15 protein-coding genes and 1 riboswitch are annotated in these 16,434 nt (G+C 50.4%); of the genes, 12 read left to right on the top strand and 3 right to left on the bottom strand.

The window, feature by feature from the left end; translation table 11 throughout:
* Positions 1-151: 151 nt before the first annotated feature.
* Positions 152-1,072: a DNA-methyltransferase gene (locus tag L5656_RS06855; protein WP_297200937.1), complete on the top strand. Its 921-nt coding sequence runs from the start codon at positions 152-154 to the stop codon at positions 1,070-1,072.
* A gap of 28 nt (positions 1,073-1,100) precedes the next feature.
* Here the strand turns inward: L5656_RS06855 and L5656_RS06860 are convergent, their stop codons facing one another.
* Complete coding sequence (locus tag L5656_RS06860) at positions 1,101-1,727, bottom strand: NUDIX hydrolase (protein ID WP_297200940.1); 627 nt, start codon at positions 1,725-1,727, stop codon at positions 1,101-1,103.
* Positions 1,728-2,017: 290 nt separating this feature from the next.
* On the opposite strand from L5656_RS06860, the gene L5656_RS06865 reads away from it, so the two are divergent.
* The 6 genes from L5656_RS06865 (at position 2,018) to L5656_RS06890 (ending at position 7,983) form a co-directional block, all read left to right on the top strand.
* Positions 2,018-2,506, top strand: a complete 489-nt coding sequence (locus tag L5656_RS06865; RefSeq protein ID WP_297200978.1) for a CtsR family transcriptional regulator — start codon at positions 2,018-2,020, stop codon at positions 2,504-2,506.
* Positions 2,507-2,527: 21 nt separating this feature from the next.
* Positions 2,528-3,031 carry a UvrB/UvrC motif-containing protein gene (locus tag L5656_RS06870; RefSeq protein ID WP_297200943.1) on the top strand — a complete coding sequence of 168 codons (504 nt, stop codon included), beginning with the start codon at positions 2,528-2,530 and terminating at the stop codon, positions 3,029-3,031.
* A gap of 3 nt (positions 3,032-3,034) precedes the next feature.
* Positions 3,035-4,096 (top strand): protein arginine kinase, encoded by a 1,062-nt coding sequence (locus L5656_RS06875; RefSeq protein WP_297200945.1) that lies wholly within the window; start codon positions 3,035-3,037, stop codon positions 4,094-4,096.
* Between the two features lie 50 nt (positions 4,097-4,146).
* On the top strand, positions 4,147-6,675 hold the full coding sequence (locus L5656_RS06880) for an ATP-dependent Clp protease ATP-binding subunit (protein WP_297200948.1): 2,529 nt from the start codon (positions 4,147-4,149) through the stop codon (positions 6,673-6,675).
* A gap of 108 nt (positions 6,676-6,783) precedes the next feature.
* Positions 6,784-7,359 carry a flavodoxin family protein gene (locus L5656_RS06885; protein WP_297200951.1) on the top strand — a complete coding sequence of 192 codons (576 nt, stop codon included), beginning with the start codon at positions 6,784-6,786 and terminating at the stop codon, positions 7,357-7,359.
* 42 nt (positions 7,360-7,401) lie between these two features.
* Positions 7,402-7,983 carry a hypothetical protein gene (locus tag L5656_RS06890; protein WP_297200954.1) on the top strand — a complete coding sequence of 194 codons (582 nt, stop codon included), beginning with the start codon at positions 7,402-7,404 and terminating at the stop codon, positions 7,981-7,983.
* Between the two features lie 6 nt (positions 7,984-7,989).
* Here L5656_RS06890 and L5656_RS06895 read toward each other — a convergent pair whose 3' ends face one another.
* The gene (locus tag L5656_RS06895) at positions 7,990-8,496 is read right to left on the bottom strand and encodes a BON domain-containing protein (RefSeq protein ID WP_297200958.1); all 507 of its coding nucleotides are present in this window, start codon (positions 8,494-8,496) and stop codon (positions 7,990-7,992) included.
* A 135-nt stretch (positions 8,497-8,631) separates the two neighbouring features.
* Positions 8,632-8,738: riboswitch (TPP riboswitch) on the top strand.
* A gap of 71 nt (positions 8,739-8,809) precedes the next feature.
* Here L5656_RS06895 and thiC point away from each other — a divergent pair.
* The 3 genes from thiC to sfsA all read left to right on the top strand — a co-directional run bounded on the left by thiC (position 8,810) and on the right by sfsA (position 12,150).
* On the top strand, positions 8,810-10,108 hold the full coding sequence (thiC, locus tag L5656_RS06900; RefSeq protein ID WP_297200961.1) for a phosphomethylpyrimidine synthase ThiC: 1,299 nt from the start codon (positions 8,810-8,812) through the stop codon (positions 10,106-10,108).
* A gap of 112 nt (positions 10,109-10,220) precedes the next feature.
* The gene (locus L5656_RS06905) at positions 10,221-11,402 is read left to right on the top strand and encodes a class I SAM-dependent rRNA methyltransferase (protein ID WP_297200964.1); all 1,182 of its coding nucleotides are present in this window, start codon (positions 10,221-10,223) and stop codon (positions 11,400-11,402) included.
* A 49-nt stretch (positions 11,403-11,451) separates the two neighbouring features.
* The gene (gene sfsA / locus L5656_RS06910) at positions 11,452-12,150 is read left to right on the top strand and encodes a DNA/RNA nuclease SfsA (protein WP_297200966.1); all 699 of its coding nucleotides are present in this window, start codon (positions 11,452-11,454) and stop codon (positions 12,148-12,150) included.
* 43 nt (positions 12,151-12,193) lie between these two features.
* Here the strand turns inward: sfsA and L5656_RS06915 are convergent, their stop codons facing one another.
* The gene (locus L5656_RS06915; RefSeq protein WP_297200969.1) at positions 12,194-13,567 is read right to left on the bottom strand and encodes a CCA tRNA nucleotidyltransferase; all 1,374 of its coding nucleotides are present in this window, start codon (positions 13,565-13,567) and stop codon (positions 12,194-12,196) included.
* Positions 13,568-13,750: 183 nt separating this feature from the next.
* Between L5656_RS06915 and L5656_RS06920 the strand changes: the two genes are divergently transcribed.
* Positions 13,751-14,200 (top strand): DUF134 domain-containing protein, encoded by a 450-nt coding sequence (locus tag L5656_RS06920; RefSeq protein ID WP_297200972.1) that lies wholly within the window; start codon positions 13,751-13,753, stop codon positions 14,198-14,200.
* Positions 14,201-14,371: 171 nt separating this feature from the next.
* The coding region (locus L5656_RS06925) for a ribonucleoside triphosphate reductase (protein WP_297200975.1) at positions 14,372-16,434 on the top strand (2,063 nt) is incomplete at its 3' end.

The raw sequence follows: 16,434 nt of genomic DNA on the forward strand, positions 1-16,434 counted from the left end.
TTTATTTTCGGCTATCGGTTGTGGTTTTTGGAGGAGACGAAGAGAAGTTGGCGAAAAAGAGCTAGGGGAGATCATTGAACTAGCCGACCGGGAACCGGCTTATGAAATGAAGGCCAGAAGGTTCCTGCAACTGCTCAAGGAAGGTGCATGAATGAAACGGAACGGCACAAAAACCAGCTCTTTCGGGACGCCGGGAAGGGTGAACCATGATTCAAGCCCTTTTTACAACAGCAGGCTCTACGAAGGGCTTCCTGAAGAGAAGAAAGTACCTTATGTGGAAAACCCGGTCCCGGAGGAGTTTTTAAATAAAATCTTTTGCAAGACGAGCGAAAACATGGAAGAGCTCCCCGATAACAGTGTGCATCTTATGGTGACTTCACCACCATATAATGTAGGGAAATATTATGATAGAGACCTGAGCCTTGAGCAGTACAGGAGTTTTTTAAAAAGGGTATGGCGGGAAGTCCACCGCGTCCTTGTTCCAGGTGGCCGGGCCTGTATAAATGTGGCAAACCTGGGCAGGAAACCTTATATACCTCTTCACCTCTATATTGTAGAGGATATGCAGGACGTAGGGTTCCTTATGCGAGGGGAGATAATATGGAATAAAGCCTCCAGTGCTAGCCCTTCGACAGCCTGGGGGAGCTGGCTGTCGGCGGCTAACCCCACGCTCCGGGATGTTCATGAATATATACTAGTTTTTTCTAAAGATATGTTTACTAGAAAAAACCCCCATGGCAGGGAGAACACTATAAACCGGGAGCAGTTCCTCGAGTATACAAAAAGCGTATGGACTTTTCCTGCGGAGCAGGCCAAAAAAGTCGGCCATCCCGCTCCCTTTCCAGTGGAACTTCCCTATCGCTTGATTCAGTTGTATACGTTTAAAGGGGAAGTCGTCCTTGACCCCTTCATGGGAAGCGGCCAAACGGGCATAGCGGCGCTTAAATCAGAAAGGTACTATGTAGGGTACGAGGTCAACGAAGAGTACGTTAACCTGGCCAACAGGCGTATAAACGAATTTAAAAGCTTTCTGGCTCAGCAAGTGTTTTTTAAAGAGTGGGCCGGTAACTAACAGAAAACCGGAAGGTTGCTGTAGCACTTTATGTCTTAATAATAGTGAGGAAGTGATGTAGTATCCTGGCCGTTAAGCCCCAGATGATACGGCCGTCAATTTCGTAAAATAGCTCTGGCCAGCGGGCCTTGCGCCAGCGGTAGTTACGGCCACGGGGTATTTTATGGAAGGGAAAATCGTCGGGTGGATGGGCTTCTATAGTTATTTCATGGTATTCAGGGGTAAGATAAATAAGGCGCTCTAGAGGGATGGTAAAAACCTCATCCACCTCATGTGGATTGGGTTTTATGCTCTGCGGATCCTTAAGCAGTCCCACAAAAGGATGGATAATCTGCATGAAGGGAGTTATAAGGACGTCCAGAGCTCCCCAGAGTTCTAGGGAACCAGGGGAGACCCCTAGTTCTTCACAAGTTTCCCTTAAAGCTGCTTTCTCTGGACTACCGTCTTCCGGTTGGACGTGCCCGCCAGGAAAGCATATTTCTCCGGGCTGCGTTTTAAGATGACGGGAGCGGACTTCAAAAAGCAGGCAGCAACTTCCGTCGTCCTGCCGGATAAGGGGCAAAAATACTGCCGAGTTTGTGTACCTGTGAGCGTCCAGAATACGGGCCTTATGCTCCTGGATTTTCGCCCTTAAATCATTAAGGGAAGAAGACATAGCATCATCCGCCTTTGTGAGCCTTGGAATGTAATCCTTTTTGTACAGCTTTACGGCCGTTTAAAGCTTGTCTTCGTTAGAAAGGATTTCGCTTTTTCATGTAGTTTTCCTTCTTAAAAAAAGGGATTCATCCTCCGGCCGCAAAAATAGCTTAAAATAAGACATTACAGGCCAAAATAAACCATAACAGGATTTGCCTAAGCGCCACTGCAGGCGCTATAAAAAGAGTAGAAAGGTCAAATAAAATCAAAAGGTGAAAATTAGTCAAAGGTGGTACTAAGGTGGGTACTATGGAAGGGAAGACTTTAGCCGACCGGATTGAGGAATACTTGAAATGGCTCCTTAGTTCCAATCCCAAAGGGGTAATCGAGGTACAGCGGCAGGAGCTGGCTAAAGCTTTCGCCTGCGTACCTTCGCAGATAACCTATGTTCTCGGTACCCGGTTCACTGTGGAGCGCGGGTACCTGGTAGAAAGCCGGCGTGGTGGAGGCGGCTACGTACGCATTATACGCTTGCCTTTGAGGGAGCGCCGCCGTTTTCAGGAATGGGTAGAGAGTGTCATAGGTGAGTATGTTTCTCAAGAAGCAGGCGAAGCTATTTTGTCCCGGCTCTGTCAGGAGGGACTTTTATCCGAAAGGGAAAAAATGCTGCTTAGGGCCGCTATTCACCGCCAGGCCCTGCCCATTGAACTTCCTGAAAGGGACCGGGTGCGGGCGGCCATCTTGAGATCGGTACTTTTAACCCTCCTACGGGAAGACCTGGGGGAGGGGCAGGCTTAAAAAGTAAGGGGGACTAATTTTATGCTATGCGAACGCTGCCACCAGAATCCGGCCAGCGTCCACGTTACCCAGATAATCAATAATCAAAAGACAGAGCTCCACTTATGTCAAGAATGTGCGCGGGAGCTTGAGCCCCAGTGGCACTGGGACTTTTCCTTACCCAAATTTTTAGCCGGCCTTTTAAACTACGAGCCCGGGCTAGGGGTGGCTATAGAAGAAAGCTCCCGTTGCGGAGAGTGCGGTTTAACCTTTTCGCAGTTTCAGCAGTCAGGGCGCCTGGGTTGCCCTGAGTGCTACCAGTACTTCGCCAGAAGGCTGGAGCCTTTAATTAAAAGGCTTCACGGCAGCAGCCATCACCGGGGCAAGGTCCCCCGGCGTGCAGGAGGTAATTTGCGGCTTATAAGGGAGATAGAACGGCTAAGAAACGAACTGCAGGAGCTGGTGGCACGGGAAGAATTTGAACGGGCCGCACAGGTACGCGACCGTATCCGGGAGCTAGAGGCCAAGCTGGGAAGGCAGGGATAAATTATGGGTATAAGTTTTGAGCGTTTAAGCAAGTGGATGGAAGGTTCTGGCCCCCATGCCGACATAATTATATCGAGCCGCATACGCCTGGCACGCAATCTAAAGGGAATGCCCTTTCCCCATCTTATGGATACCCGCCAGGAGAGCCGGGTGGTACAGCTTGTAGGACGTGCCGTTCAAAGTGCGGGAGTTGAGAGGGCTGTGGGCCCCCTGTACCTGCAGCGCCTCCGGGAATTGACCCCTTTAGAGCGGCAAATACTAGTAGAAAAACATCTTATAAGCCCGCAACTTGCAGAGGATAAAGGAGAAAAGGCAGTGGTTTTGCGGGAAGACGAGGCTATAAGTATCATGGTCAATGAAGAGGACCACCTGCGCCTGCAGTGCCTGTTACCGGCACTTATGCTTCATGAGGGCTGGCGGATGGCGACCAGCTTGGATGACGCCTTGGAGGAGGAGTTAGACTATGCTTTCGACCAAGAACGGGGCTACCTTACAGCCTGTCCTACCAACGTAGGCACAGGTCTCAGAGCGTCAGTAATGGTACATTTGCCGGCCCTTGTAATAAGCAAACAGGCAGGCCAAGTGTTATCCGCTTTAACCAAAGTGGGTTTGGCCGTGCGCGGACTTTATGGAGAGGGTACAGAAGCTGCAGGTAATCTTTTCCAGATATCAAACCAAATTACTTTAGGTCGAACGGAAGAGGAACTCATCAATAACCTTTCGGCTGTAGCTGTACAATTGGCCGACCAGGAAAGGGGAGCCAGGGAGCATCTTTATAAAAAGAGCCGGTGGCAGCTTGAGGATAGGGTGGGCAGGGCCTATGGCATATTGTCTAATGCCAGGATATTGAACAGCCAAGAAGCTTTGAGGCTCCTTTCGGACGTCCGCCTGGGAGTAGAGATGAAGATAATACGGGGGATAGACCAGCGGGTCATAAACCAGCTCATGTTTATGATCCAGCCAGCCTACCTCCAATACCTGGCCGGAAGGGAGATGCCCCCCCACGAAAGGGATGTCCAGAGGGCGAGGCTCGTTCGAGAGCGCCTGCAGGGCAAAATTTCTTAGGTTTTGAGCTTCGTACCTCTAAAAAATAGCGGAAGGGAGGAATTGATTTTATGGGTTTACGCTTCACAGAAAGAGCGCACCGGGTTTTGCGCTTAGCCCAGGAGGAAGCCAGGTACCTTAATCATCCCGCAGTGGGCACAGAACATCTTTTATTAGGCCTTTTGCGTGAGGGTGATAGCGTAGCAGCCAGGGCCCTGGCGAGCCTGGGTGTCAATCTTAAAAGCGTACGGGAAGAAGTACGCAAGGCCGTGCGGCCCGGGGAGGGAGTTCCTCCAGGGGAGCTGGGCCTTACGCCCAGGGCCAAGAAAGTCCTAGAGCTCGCCCAGGAAGAAGCTCGGCGCCAGGGAGTAAATTACGTAGGTACAGAACATATACTTCTGGGGCTCATGGAAGAAGGGGAGGGTTTGGCCGCTCAGGTCCTAGGCTCTTTAGGCCTTACTCCTGAAAAGGTGCGCGAGAGAATACTGGCCATATTGGGCGGTGGCCAGCAGCAGCCCGGAACTCCTTTCGGGATTTTCTTCGGCGGTCTGCCCTTTGGAATGGGGGGTATGGGTATTCCGGGGTTCCAGCCCGCTGGCGCACCCATGGGGGTTAAGGCCGCTCACCGGCCGGGTACCAATACACCGGTGTTGGACCAGTTCAGCCGGGATTTGACGGCCTTGGCCCGGGAAGGCAAGCTAGATCCCGTTATTGGCCGGGATAAAGAGATTGAACGGGTTATACAAATTTTGAGCCGGCGCACGAAGAACAACCCGGTACTTATCGGAGACCCCGGCGTGGGCAAGACCGCCATTGTAGAGGGTCTGGCCCAGCGTATCGAGCAGAATCAGGTGCCGGAGGTACTAAGGGGTAAAAGGGTAGTGGCTCTGGATATGTCCGGTATGGTGGCCGGAACTAAATACAGGGGTGAATTTGAAGAACGCTTCCGTCGGGTTTTGGATGAGATCCGGGCTGCGGGTAACATAATTCTTTTCATAGATGAGCTGCACACCTTGATCGGTGCTGGCGCGGCTGAAGGAGCTATAGATGCTGCCAACATTTTAAAGCCCGCCCTGGCCCGTGGCGAAATCCAAACCATCGGTGCTACTACCATAGACGAATACCGTAAGCATATTGAAAAGGATGCGGCCTTAGAACGCAGGTTCCAACCCGTCATGGTCAACGAGCCTACGGTGGAGGAAACCATAGCCATTCTTAAGGGCTTGCGGGACCGCTATGAGGCCCACCACCGGGTTAAGATAACGGATGAAGCCCTGGAAGCGGCAGCTAAGTTGTCCGACCGCTATATTACGGATCGGTTCCTGCCGGACAAGGCGATAGATCTTATCGATGAGGCTGCTTCAAGGGTCCGTCTGGCCATTTATACGGCTCCTAAAGAAGTTAAGGAATTAGAAGCCCGCCTGGAGGAAGTCCAGAAGGAGAAAGAAGCCGCGGTGCACGCTCAGGAATTTGAAAAGGCGGCCCAGTTGCGGGATGAGGAAAGAAGGATCCGCGAGGAGCTAGAGGCCAAAAAAAGCAGTTGGGAAAAAGAAAAAGGGATGGAAAAGTCCACCGTTACAGCCGAGGATATAGCTTATATTGTATCTAGCTGGACGGGCATTCCCGTGGCTAAGCTCGCCCAGGAAGAGACTGAACGTCTGCTTCATTTGGAGGAAATTTTACACCAGCGGGTTATTGGTCAGGATGAAGCTGTCAGAGCCGTGGCGCGGGCCATCCGCCGGGCGAAAGCCGGCCTTAAAGACCCGAAGCGACCCATAGGTTCCTTCATGTTCTTAGGTCCTACGGGGGTAGGTAAGACCGAGCTGGCCCGGGCTTTAGCCGAAGCCCTCTTCGGGGACGAAGATGCCATGATACGCTTGGATATGTCGGAATACATGGAGAAGCACACGGTTTCCCGGTTAATCGGTGCACCTCCGGGTTATGTGGGATATGAAGAAGCCGGTCAGCTTACCGAAGCCGTACGCCGGAGGCCCTATAGTGTAGTTTTGTTCGATGAGATTGAGAAAGCCCATCCGGAAGTGTTTAACATCCTTTTTCAGGTGCTGGAGGATGGTCGCTTGACCGATGCTAAGGGACGGACGGTGGATTTCCGCAACACCGTGATCATCATGACCTCAAACGTAGGGGCTTCTACCATCAAGCGGGAAACCCTGGGCTTTAAAGCAAGTGCGGTAAAAGTAGGGGCCGATTCTTACGAAGAAATGAAGAAGCGGATCATGGAAGAGCTGCGCCGTACCTTCCGGCCCGAATTCCTCAACCGCGTCGATGAGCTCATCGTCTTCCATGCCTTAACAGTGGAGGATATAAAGAAGATTGTCGATCTTATGCTCAAGCAGCTTAATGAACGGCTTAAGGAGCACAACATTCAGGTAGAAGTTACAGAAGAGGCTAAGGAAATCTTGGTAAAGGAGGGCTTCGATGAGGCCTACGGCGCCAGACCCTTGCGCCGCGCCATCCAAACTTTGATCGAAGACCAGCTCTCTGATGCAATGCTTCAAGGCAAGTTTGGGCCGGGGGATAAAGTTCAGGCCGTGGCCCAAGACGGAAAGATAGTCTTAAGGAAAGCTGAAGCAGCTTAAAAAGGGATTGCTCGGTTAAAAGCTTGGGGGCCGGCGTAGACTGCCGGCCTTTCCGCCTGCTATTTTAGTTTTCACCGTCGACATTTTAAGTAATAAAGTGGTAAAATAATGGGCATGAAAGTTATAGGTATAGCCTGTAGTCCCCGGCGGGAGGGAAATTCCGAGATCCTACTGGATAATGCCCTGCATGGTGCCCGGAGCCGGGGAGCGGAGAGCACTAAAATAGTCCTGGCAGAACTTAACATAGCTCCCTGCCGGGCATGCGAGGCTTGCAGGCGGGGAGGATGTGTTCAGGGGGACGATATGGATAGGGTTTATCCCCTGCTACAAGAAAGCGATGCCTTGGTTTTGGCCACTCCTATATATTTTTACGGCTTGCCCGCCCAGGCTAAGGCCATGGTGGACCGCTGCCAGGTTTTTTGGTACCGTAACACCGGTACAGGGCAGGGAGCCGAGAAGGGGGTAAGCTCTAAGCGTGCGGCCCTAATAGCCGTAGGGGCAACACGGGGATCTAGATTATTTGAAGGCGCTATATTGACTGCGAAATATTTTTTTAAATACCTGGGATTTCATTACTGGGGCGAGCTTCTTGTTCAGGAAGTGGATGGTTACCAGGAAATTTTAAAAAGGCCGGAGGTTTTAAAAGCCGCCTACCTTTTAGGGGAAGAGCTGGTCAAAGGTTAATCTTTGCGGCTTGTATTCCACGAAAATAAGGGGGAAAAATTTATGGATAAGGTTAAGACGGCTTTAGAGATAGCTCTTGAGCGGGCTAAAACCATAGAAGTAGATGAAGAGAAGATCATGGAGCTGGATTATTTACCCCGGGGCAGGGTCCTGGGAGCACAGTTCTTGAGCAATAAAGACTTTAATTTGGAAAAGGAGTTGGATAAATTTAACTTAAAGGCTAGGACATATGTAGTGAAAGGAATAGAAGAAACCTTCTTAGGCAACCTTAGACTGCCGCGTGACGAAATTTCTATGGATACCAACCGCCGGTGTATGGAGGGACTCCTTACCATTAAGAAAAATAAGGCTGCGCTTAAGCAAGTGTTTAAAGAAATAGAGATGCTCTTCCAGTATTATGCCCGGGCCCTGGAGCAGGCTTACGTTAACCTAAAGGAGGAGTATGCAGCCCGGATTGCACAGGCTGGGCGGAGCTTGGGCAAACAGGTAGTCCCTTTGCGGCTCCCCAATGTGGAGAGCCTGCCCGAATTTCAGGAAGAATGGGCACGCTTCCGCGAGCAGCTTTCTGCTCAATATGAGACCCTTTTAGAAGAGAAAAGACAATATATCCGCAGCATACGTTAGCTTCTTTTAGCTGTTTTCTTTATCATTTCGCACCTGGCTGTGGAAAATATCTTCTAAAGTGGCCGGAGGCTCTTTTAATTTTACCTCGTTAAGAATTTCTTTTACACCCCGGGCTTTGGCTGCCGCCCGCCGGGCCGCCTCTATTTCTTCGCGGCGAGATGTTTCGCCCTTAAGGATTACCGTTCCCCCGTGGCTTTCGGCCCATATATGCTGGGGGTTTACCTCCGGAGCTTTAGCCAGCTCCTCAAAAACCTCGAATTCTACCTCGCCATCGGTTATAGGCCCGTCGGTACTTATGGAAATGGCGTTTTCCACCTTCTCTACGCCGGGTATGCTCTGGGCGAGGGCGGTGGCCCGTTCTTTTTCTATTAGGGTATCTACCACTCCCTGAAGCCGCGCTTCTCCTCCCGAAAGTTCTGTTCTAAGGCCGTAGCTTCGGAGGTCTTTGTTGGTCTTAAACGCGCGTTGAAGTTCTTTTTCTGCTTTTAAATTTTGCTTTTTCCCGCTTGACATGGGCGTCAACTCACCTTAAGCTTTTTATTAAACTCCTTACTACTGTATATAGTTTTTCTCCTTGCCTTGTCTTTTTAGCAGGAAAATTTATGTGCGTGGCGAATAATTTATATTTAATACCATGAAAACTGTATACCAGTACCCCGGGGGTGCCCGCAAGGGCTGAGAAGTGCTTTTTAGCACTAACCCTTGGAACCTGATTCTGGGTAATACCAGCGGAGGGAAGTGGGGTAAAGCTTTTAAAGTCACCTATTTCCCGGGTGACTTTTTTATTAACTTTTTTATTAACTTGTCAAAAGGAGTGGTATACCATATGACCCAACTGGAGGCAGCCCGAAAAGGAAAGATAACGCCGGAAATGGAAAGGGTGGCGGCCAAAGAGGGGATAGATGTAGAAATTTTACGTCAGCGTGTAGCCGAAGGCAAGGTGGTTATACCGGCCAATAAAAACCACACTAATCTAGATCCTTGCGGTATAGGCTTAGGTCTAAGGACAAAGGTTAACGCAAACATAGGAACTTCTACTGATTATCCGGACATACAGCAAGAAATAAAGAAGTTAGAGGCAGCTTTAGAAGCGGGCGCGGACGCGGTCATGGATCTTTCTACTGGCGGGGATATTGACGCCTGCCGGCGGGAGGTTTTGGCCAGGTCGCCTGTGGCCGTGGGGACTGTTCCCATCTACCAAGTTACGGTAGAGGCCCAGAAGCGTTACGGTAGTATGGTAGAGTTCACCGCCGATGATTTATTCAGGGTGATTGAACTCCAGGCTGCCGATGGAGTAGACTTTATTACGGTACACTGCGGTGTAACCTTAGAGACGGTGGAAAGGCTTAAAAAGGAAGGGCGTATAACCGATATAGTAAGCCGCGGGGGATCTTTCCTCGTGGGGTGGATGCTTCATCATGGAGAAGAAAATCCCCTTTACGCCCAATACGACCGGCTTTTGGAGATAGCCAGGCGATACGATGTTACTTTAAGCCTGGGCGATGGCTTGCGCCCCGGGTGTTTGGCCGATGCTACGGACAGGGCGCAGGTACAGGAATTACTCATCTTAGGTGAATTGGTGGACAGGGCCAGGGAAGCCGGGGTGCAGGCCATGGTGGAAGGGCCCGGGCACGTACCTTTAAATCAGATCGAGGCCAACATACTTTTACAGAAGCGTCTTTGCCATGGAGCGCCCTTCTATGTGTTAGGTCCTATTGTAACTGATGTCGCTCCCGGGTATGATCATATTACGGCGGCTATTGGGGGAGCCATAGCTGCTGCGGCCGGGGCGGACTTTATTTGCTATGTTACACCCTCCGAACATTTGGGCCTTCCTACGGCAGAAGATGTAAGGGAGGGAGTTATTGCGGCGCGTATTGCCGGACATGCGGCCGATCTCGTAAAAGGGATCCCGGGAGCTTGGGAATGGGATAAGGCCATGGCGCAAGCCCGCAAGGCTTTAGATTGGGAAAAGCAGATATCTTTGGCCCTAGATCCCGTAAAGGCCAGGCAATACAGGTCCAGACGGAACGTAGAAACGGCAGAGGCCTGCTCCATGTGCGGCGATTTTTGCGCCATGCGTATCGTAGGGGAGTATTTGGGTAAAACTATGGAACGTTGTTAAAGAGAAGTTACCGGCCAGGTGCGCTGGCAAAGATTTTGTATAAAGCTATAAAGATTACCGGCGAGTAAAAGCTATGTAAATATCACCCAAAGCAAACTACTGGTGGGGTTTTATGGCCAGGATAAGGATAGGCCGGGGACGCGAGAAAAGGATAGAAAGCGGGCACCCGTGGGTTTACCGGACGGAAATTGAGGATATATATGGTGAGTACAGACCTGGCGATATAGTAGAAGTGGAAGACTGGCGGGGCAAGTTCTTAGGCCGGGGTTATATCAACCCGGCCTCTATGATTGCTATCCGGCTTTTAACCCGTGACCCCCGGGAGGAGATAAATAAAGACTTTTGGCGCCAGCGCCTGCGAGCAGCCTGGGAGTACCGGCAGAAGATACTTGAAGGGGCACTTACAGATTCCTTCCGGGTGGTTTTTGGTGAGGCGGATTTTTTGCCCGGCCTTATTGTAGATAAGTTTGCCTCTTATCTTGTTGTCCAGACCCTCGCTTTGGGCATCGACCGTCACAAGGACATACTGGTAGAAATATTGGATGAGTTGATCCGGCCGGAGGGTATTTATGAACGAAATGATGTACCCGTCCGGGAGCTTGAGGGATTAGAGTTACGTAGCGGTTTTCTCAAAGGCTCTTTCGACCCCTTGGTTACCATTACGGAGAACGGTCTTAAGTTTTGGGTAGATTTGGCTCAGGGGCAAAAGACGGGGTATTTTTTGGACCAGCGTGAAAACCGGGCGGCTTTACGCCCCCTCGTAAAAGGAGCGCGCGTACTGGATTGCTTCTGCCATACAGGGGGGTTTGGAATCCATGCCGCTTATTACGGTGCCCGTGAAGTGCTCGGTTTAGATATTTCGGAAGAGGCCGTAGAGCTAGCCAGGCGAAACGCCGATCTTAACGGGGTGGGAAATGTTTGCTCTTTCCGGGTGGCCAATGTTTTTGATGCCCTCAGGGCTATGGATAAAGAGAAGGAACGCTATGATGTGGTGATACTGGATCCTCCAGCCTTTGTTAAGAACAGGAAAGCGTTGGAAGGCGCGATACGGGGGTATAAAGAAATAAACCTTAGAGCCATGAAAATTTTAAACCCCGGAGGTTTCCTTATCACTTGTTCCTGCTCTTACCACATGCCTCCTGATCTGTTCTTAGAAATCATCCAGAGCGCGGCAAGGGATGTGGGCCGGAGGCTGCGCCTTGTTGCCTGGCGCGGCCAGCCCCCGGATCACCCTGTGCTTTTAGGGTACGAGGAATCTTATTATTTAAAATGCCTATTTCTTCAGGTTTTGTAGACGCTCTAACAATTGTTTAGCCGCGCACAACCTTGCAGGGGGTCTATCCATGTACTTAAGCCTTCCCCGGGGCTTATTCCCGGCAACTTTTATTGAGCGCCCCAACCGGTTTATGGTGCGGGCTAAAATGGGGGAACAGGAAGTTTTAGCCTTTTTAGCTGATCCAGGGAGGCTCAAAGAGCTTTTACAGCCGGGGGCCGAAATTTATCTAACTCCAAAGGCCGGGCCGGGGCGAAAGACTTTCTTCGATCTCGCTTTGGTGCGGTATAACGGCGTGCTGGTTTCGGTGGACAGCCGGCTGCCCAACCTTATCTTTGCTCAAGCAATAAAAACCGGAGGGCTCCCGGAGTTTAGCGGATATAAGATAATAAAGCCCGAGGTAAAGTGCGGTGAAAGCAGGCTGGATTTTTTATTAGAGGGAGAGGGACAGCCGCCCTGTTATGTTGAGGTAAAATCTGTAACCCTGGTGGTAGAAGGGGAGGCCCGCTTCCCGGATGCGCCAACCCTAAGGGGTGCCCGCCATCTTGAGGAGCTGGCCAACCTCAGAAAGCAAGGGTGTCGCGCAGCGGTTGTATTTCTAATCCAAAGGGAGGACGCCCTTTATTTTGCTCCTAATGAAGAAACGGATCCCCATTTCGCCGCTACTTTAAGGAAAGTGGTAGGCCAGGGTGTAGAAGCGATAGCCTACCGGTGCAAGGTTGATTTTAACGGAGTAGGCATAATAGGCCCGGTAGAGGTGAAGCTTTAAGGGTAGGATATTTAAGGGTGAGGTAGCCCTGCTGGGAGCAGGGTTATTTTTGTTGAAGATGGGCAGCAGCCCACTCTTTTAGTTCCCTTAAGAGCGTTTCCCGGGTGTTAAGGGAGGGATCTTCCAGGACTCTTTCCAGGAGGTAGTTTAAAGCCTTACCCACTGCAGGTCCGGGAGAGAGGTTTAAATATTCCATGACGTCGTAACCATTGACAGCAAGATCTTTAAGGCTAAAGGCCGCTTTTTCTTGCCTTATATCTTCTAAGCGCCGGGAGAATTCCTCGAGGGCTAAAAGGTTGGCCTCGGGATCCGTGCCCAGGATATCGGCCCGCCTGAGTTCTAAAAGGTCCTCTACGGCTTCGGGACCCACACGACGCAAGAAACGGCGTAAGCCCGCGGGGGTGGTAGGATAGGAAAAGAGGTGGTGGCTGATAAGGTGGAGGACTTTCTCCTTAAACTCCCGGCTGAATTTAAGACGCTCTAGAACAAGTCTTGCCAGCTCTACGCTTACCTTTTCGTGCCCGTAAAAATGTATCTTTTCCCCTTCCTCTTTCCGGCAGGAAAACTTTCCTACATCGTGAAGTAGCGCCGCCCATCTTAAGTGGAGGGAAGGTTTGATGGTACGGACCACCGCTAAAATATGTTCGAAAACATCCAGCTTGTAGGTGTTATCTCCTTGGATAACGCCGCGGTTTCGGCTAACCTCAGGGAGTATAACTTCGAGCAATCCCACCTGTTGCATTTTTCTTAAACACTCGTCCGGGTTGGAGCCCAACAGGATTTTATTAAGCTCATCCCGTATGCGCTCTGCTGAAACGCGCAAAATTTTATCCCGGCTTAAAGATATAGCTTTTAATGTAGCTTCATCCCAGTGGACTTTGGCTCTGGCCTCTCCTGCCCGGGCCATAAGGTAAAAAGCGCGCAACATCCTTAAAGGGTCTTCCTCGAAGCGTTCGCAAGGATCCCCTACAGCTTTTATTTCCATAAGCTTGCCCTCAAGTTTGGGGATGACGTAGTAGGGATCATACCATCTTTCGTTTACCGGATCGTAAGCTAGAGCGTTTACAGTAAAATCACGGCGTTTAAAATCCTCTTCCAGGGTTACCCCTAGCTTTACTTGGCCAGGCTTCCTTTGGGGTGTGTAATTTTTTTCCTGCCTGAAGGTGGTGATCTCCAAAGCGTTACCGTCGAGCACTACGGTAACGGTACCGAATTTGATCCCTGTAGGAATGGCCTTTTCAAAAAGGTTCATTACTTCTTGAGGTAAGGCATCGGTGGCCACATCCCAATCCTTGGCTTTAAGACCCAGCCAATAATCTCTGAGGGCTCCACCCACTACCCAGGCTGCATAGCCTTTTTCTTGTAAAATTTTTACGGCACGGTATACAAAATGGGGCACTATTGTTTCCGAAGCCAAAGCCTTCAACTCCTTTCTATCAAGATTTTAGCTCAACAATAGGCAGTACAAGCAGGCTGGTGCAAAATTTTAGCTCCGCCTTCCAGCACCTAAAAACTTTACAAGAACCTAACCATAGTTGTGATAAAATAAAGGTAAACAAGTTCTCTAAACATTAAACTCGAAGGAAAATGGGGGAGTAAAGTGCCGAGACCGCCTAAATGCCGTCGTATAGCCTTCATCCCGTGTATAACTTATTTCCAACCTGCGGGTATTCCTCAGGGACAGATGGAAGAGGTTGTCTTGGCTTTGGAAGAATTGGAGGCTATACGTTTAAAAGATCTAGAAGGATTGGAGCAAGAAGATTGCGCGGCCAGGATGCAGGTTTCACGGCCTACTTTTGCCCGAATTTTAAATGCAGCCCGGGCCAAGATTGCAGAAGCCTTGGTCAGCGGAAAGGCCATTAGGGTAGAAGGGGGCTACTACCAGCTGGTGGGGAAAGCATGCTGCCCCCGGTGCGGCAGGAGATGGGAACAAGAAGACGGCTTGGAGTTCTGCCCTTACTGCGAAGGTAAGGGCCCTGTAAAAGAAGGGAGAGGGCCGGGAAGGTGCAGGAGGCGGCACGGGTGGCAGGAAGGAGAGGAAGGTTTATAGGCTGCATTGCTCTGAAAGGGGGATGTTTATTCTGAGGGTCGGTTTTCCTAAAGTTTCGGCACCGGCCTTTTCTTTTTATCCCTGCGGTGAACGGAAGGAATTTCCCTTTTTTTGTCGAAAGCCACTTTGATACAAAAAGAGGTGTAACCCAGAATAAGGGGGAAGCCAAAGGTGCTACCCAAGAAAATAATCAAAAGGGATGGCCGGGTAGTTGATTTTGATCAGGAAAGGATAATCAATGCCATATTTAAAGCGGCCAAAGCTGTGGGGGGCCAGGATCGGAGGCTCGCTTGTGAGCTGGCCAACCAGGTTACAGAGCTTATCGCCCAAAAATTTACAGACCGGCTGCCTACAGTAGAAGATGTGCAGGATTTGGTAGAAAAGGTTTTAATAGAGAACGGGCATGCCCGGACGGCTAAGGCCTATATCCTTTACCGCCAGCAGCATGCGGAGTGGAGGGACTTCCGGAATCTCTTAGTTAATGTAGAGAAGATGGTGCAGGACTACTTGGACGGGCGTGACTGGCGTATTAACGAAAACAGCAACATGAACTATTCCCTCCAGGGCTTAAACAACCATATCATCTCGGCAGTAACTTCTAAATATTGGCTGGAGAAAGTATATCCTCCAGAAATACGCCGGGCCCATGAGGAAGGTTTCATACATATTCATGATTTGAGTTTACTTGCGCCCTACTGCTGCGGCTGGGATCTGGCCGATCTTTTGGAGACTGGCTTCGCTGGAGTAGGCCAAAAGGTAGAAAGCGCTCCGCCCAAACATTTCCGCACAGCATTGGGTCAGATTGCCAACTTCTTTTATACCCTCCAGGGCGAGGCGGCTGGTGCCCAAGCCTTTTCTAACTTCGATACTTATCTGGCGCCCTTTATTCGTTATGACGGCTTAGACTACCGCGAAGTAAAGCAAGCCATGCAAGAATTTATTTTTAACCTTAACGTGCCCACCCGGGTAGGGTTCCAAACCCCCTTTGTTAATATTACCCTGGATGTAGTAGTGCCCCGTATATTAGCTGATGAGCCGGTGATAATCGGGGGCAAACGGCAGAAGGCTTATTATGGTGAATTTCAAAAGGAAGTGGACTGGCTAAATCAAGCTTTCTGCGAGGTGATGATGGAGGGTGATGCCCGGGGCCGCATTTTTACCTTCCCCATCCCTACCTATAACATCACCGAGGAATTCCCTTGGGATAGTCCGGTGGCTGAGCGCATACTGGCCATGACCGCCAAGTATGGCATCCCCTATTTTGCCAACTTTATAAACTCAGACCTAAAGCCCGAAGACGTCCGGAGCATGTGCTGCCGTTTGAGGCTGGATAACCGGGAACTAAAGAAAAGAGGGGGAGGGCTGTTCGGCGCCAATCCCTTAACCGGTTCTATCGGTGTAGTCACTATAAATTTACCTCGGCTGGGGTACCTTAGCTCCTCGGAAGACGAATTTTTCCTTAAGCTAAGGTATTATATGGACCTGGCCAAAGAAAGCTTGATTATAAAGAGGGGTGTGCTGGAGAAATTAACGGAGCAGGGACTTTACCCCTACTCCCGTTTTTACCTCCGCCGTGTTAAGGAACGTTTTGGCAGGTATTGGGAGAATCATTTTAACACCATCGGTATTATAGGGATGCACGAGGCCTCACTTAATCTTTTAGGAAAAGGGATAGAGACGGAAGAGGGCCGGAGGCTGGCCTTAAAGGTGCTAGATTTCATGCGGGAGGTTTTAACTTCTTACCAGGAGGAGACGGGGCAGCTTTTCAATTTAGAGGCCACTCCTGCTGAAGGGACTTCTTATCGCCTGGCCAGGCTCGATAAGTCCCTTTATCCTGATATTATCACCTCAGGCGGGGAGGAACCCTACTACACCAACTCCACCCACTTGCCGGTAGATTTTACGAGCGACGTTTTCGAGGCCCTGGAGCACCAGGATGAGCTACAGGTGAAATATACAGGCGGCACCGTCTTTCATGCTTACCTAGGCGAAAGGATAACGGACCTTACGGCTTGCCGCAAGTTTTTGCAAAGGGTTTTTACCAATTTCCGGCTGCCTTACTTGACTATTACTCCTACCTTTAGTGTTTGCCCAGAACATGGCTACCTTGCAGGGGAGCAATGGACATGCCCTACTTGCGGCCGAGAAACTGAGGTGTGGAGCAGAATAGTGGGCTACTACCGGCCAGTTAAGAACTGGAATAAGGGTAAACAGGCTGAATTTAACATGCGCCG

It is taken from the genome of Thermanaeromonas sp., assembly GCF_021890735.1.
Classification (GTDB): domain Bacteria; phylum Bacillota; class DSM-521; order Neomoorellales; family Neomoorellaceae; genus Thermanaeromonas.

Excerpts from the sequence above, each read along its gene's own strand:
- L5656_RS06855 (WP_297200937.1), top strand. The coding sequence starts at position 152 with ATGAAACGGAACGGCACAAAAACCAGCTCTTTCGGGACGCCGGGAAGG.
- L5656_RS06860 (WP_297200940.1), bottom strand. The coding sequence starts at position 1,727 with ATGTCTTCTTCCCTTAATGATTTAAGGGCGAAAATCCAGGAGCATAAG.
- L5656_RS06865 (WP_297200978.1), top strand. The coding sequence starts at position 2,018 with ATGGAAGGGAAGACTTTAGCCGACCGGATTGAGGAATACTTGAAATGG.
- L5656_RS06870 (WP_297200943.1), top strand. The coding sequence starts at position 2,528 with ATGCTATGCGAACGCTGCCACCAGAATCCGGCCAGCGTCCACGTTACC.
- L5656_RS06875 (WP_297200945.1), top strand. The coding sequence starts at position 3,035 with ATGGGTATAAGTTTTGAGCGTTTAAGCAAGTGGATGGAAGGTTCTGGC.
- L5656_RS06880 (WP_297200948.1), top strand. The coding sequence starts at position 4,147 with ATGGGTTTACGCTTCACAGAAAGAGCGCACCGGGTTTTGCGCTTAGCC.
- L5656_RS06885 (WP_297200951.1), top strand. The coding sequence starts at position 6,784 with ATGGGCATGAAAGTTATAGGTATAGCCTGTAGTCCCCGGCGGGAGGGA.
- L5656_RS06890 (WP_297200954.1), top strand. The coding sequence starts at position 7,402 with ATGGATAAGGTTAAGACGGCTTTAGAGATAGCTCTTGAGCGGGCTAAA.
- L5656_RS06895 (WP_297200958.1), bottom strand. The coding sequence starts at position 8,496 with ATGTCAAGCGGGAAAAAGCAAAATTTAAAAGCAGAAAAAGAACTTCAA.
- thiC (WP_297200961.1), top strand. The coding sequence starts at position 8,810 with ATGACCCAACTGGAGGCAGCCCGAAAAGGAAAGATAACGCCGGAAATG.
- L5656_RS06905 (WP_297200964.1), top strand. The coding sequence starts at position 10,221 with ATGGCCAGGATAAGGATAGGCCGGGGACGCGAGAAAAGGATAGAAAGC.
- sfsA (WP_297200966.1), top strand. The coding sequence starts at position 11,452 with ATGTACTTAAGCCTTCCCCGGGGCTTATTCCCGGCAACTTTTATTGAG.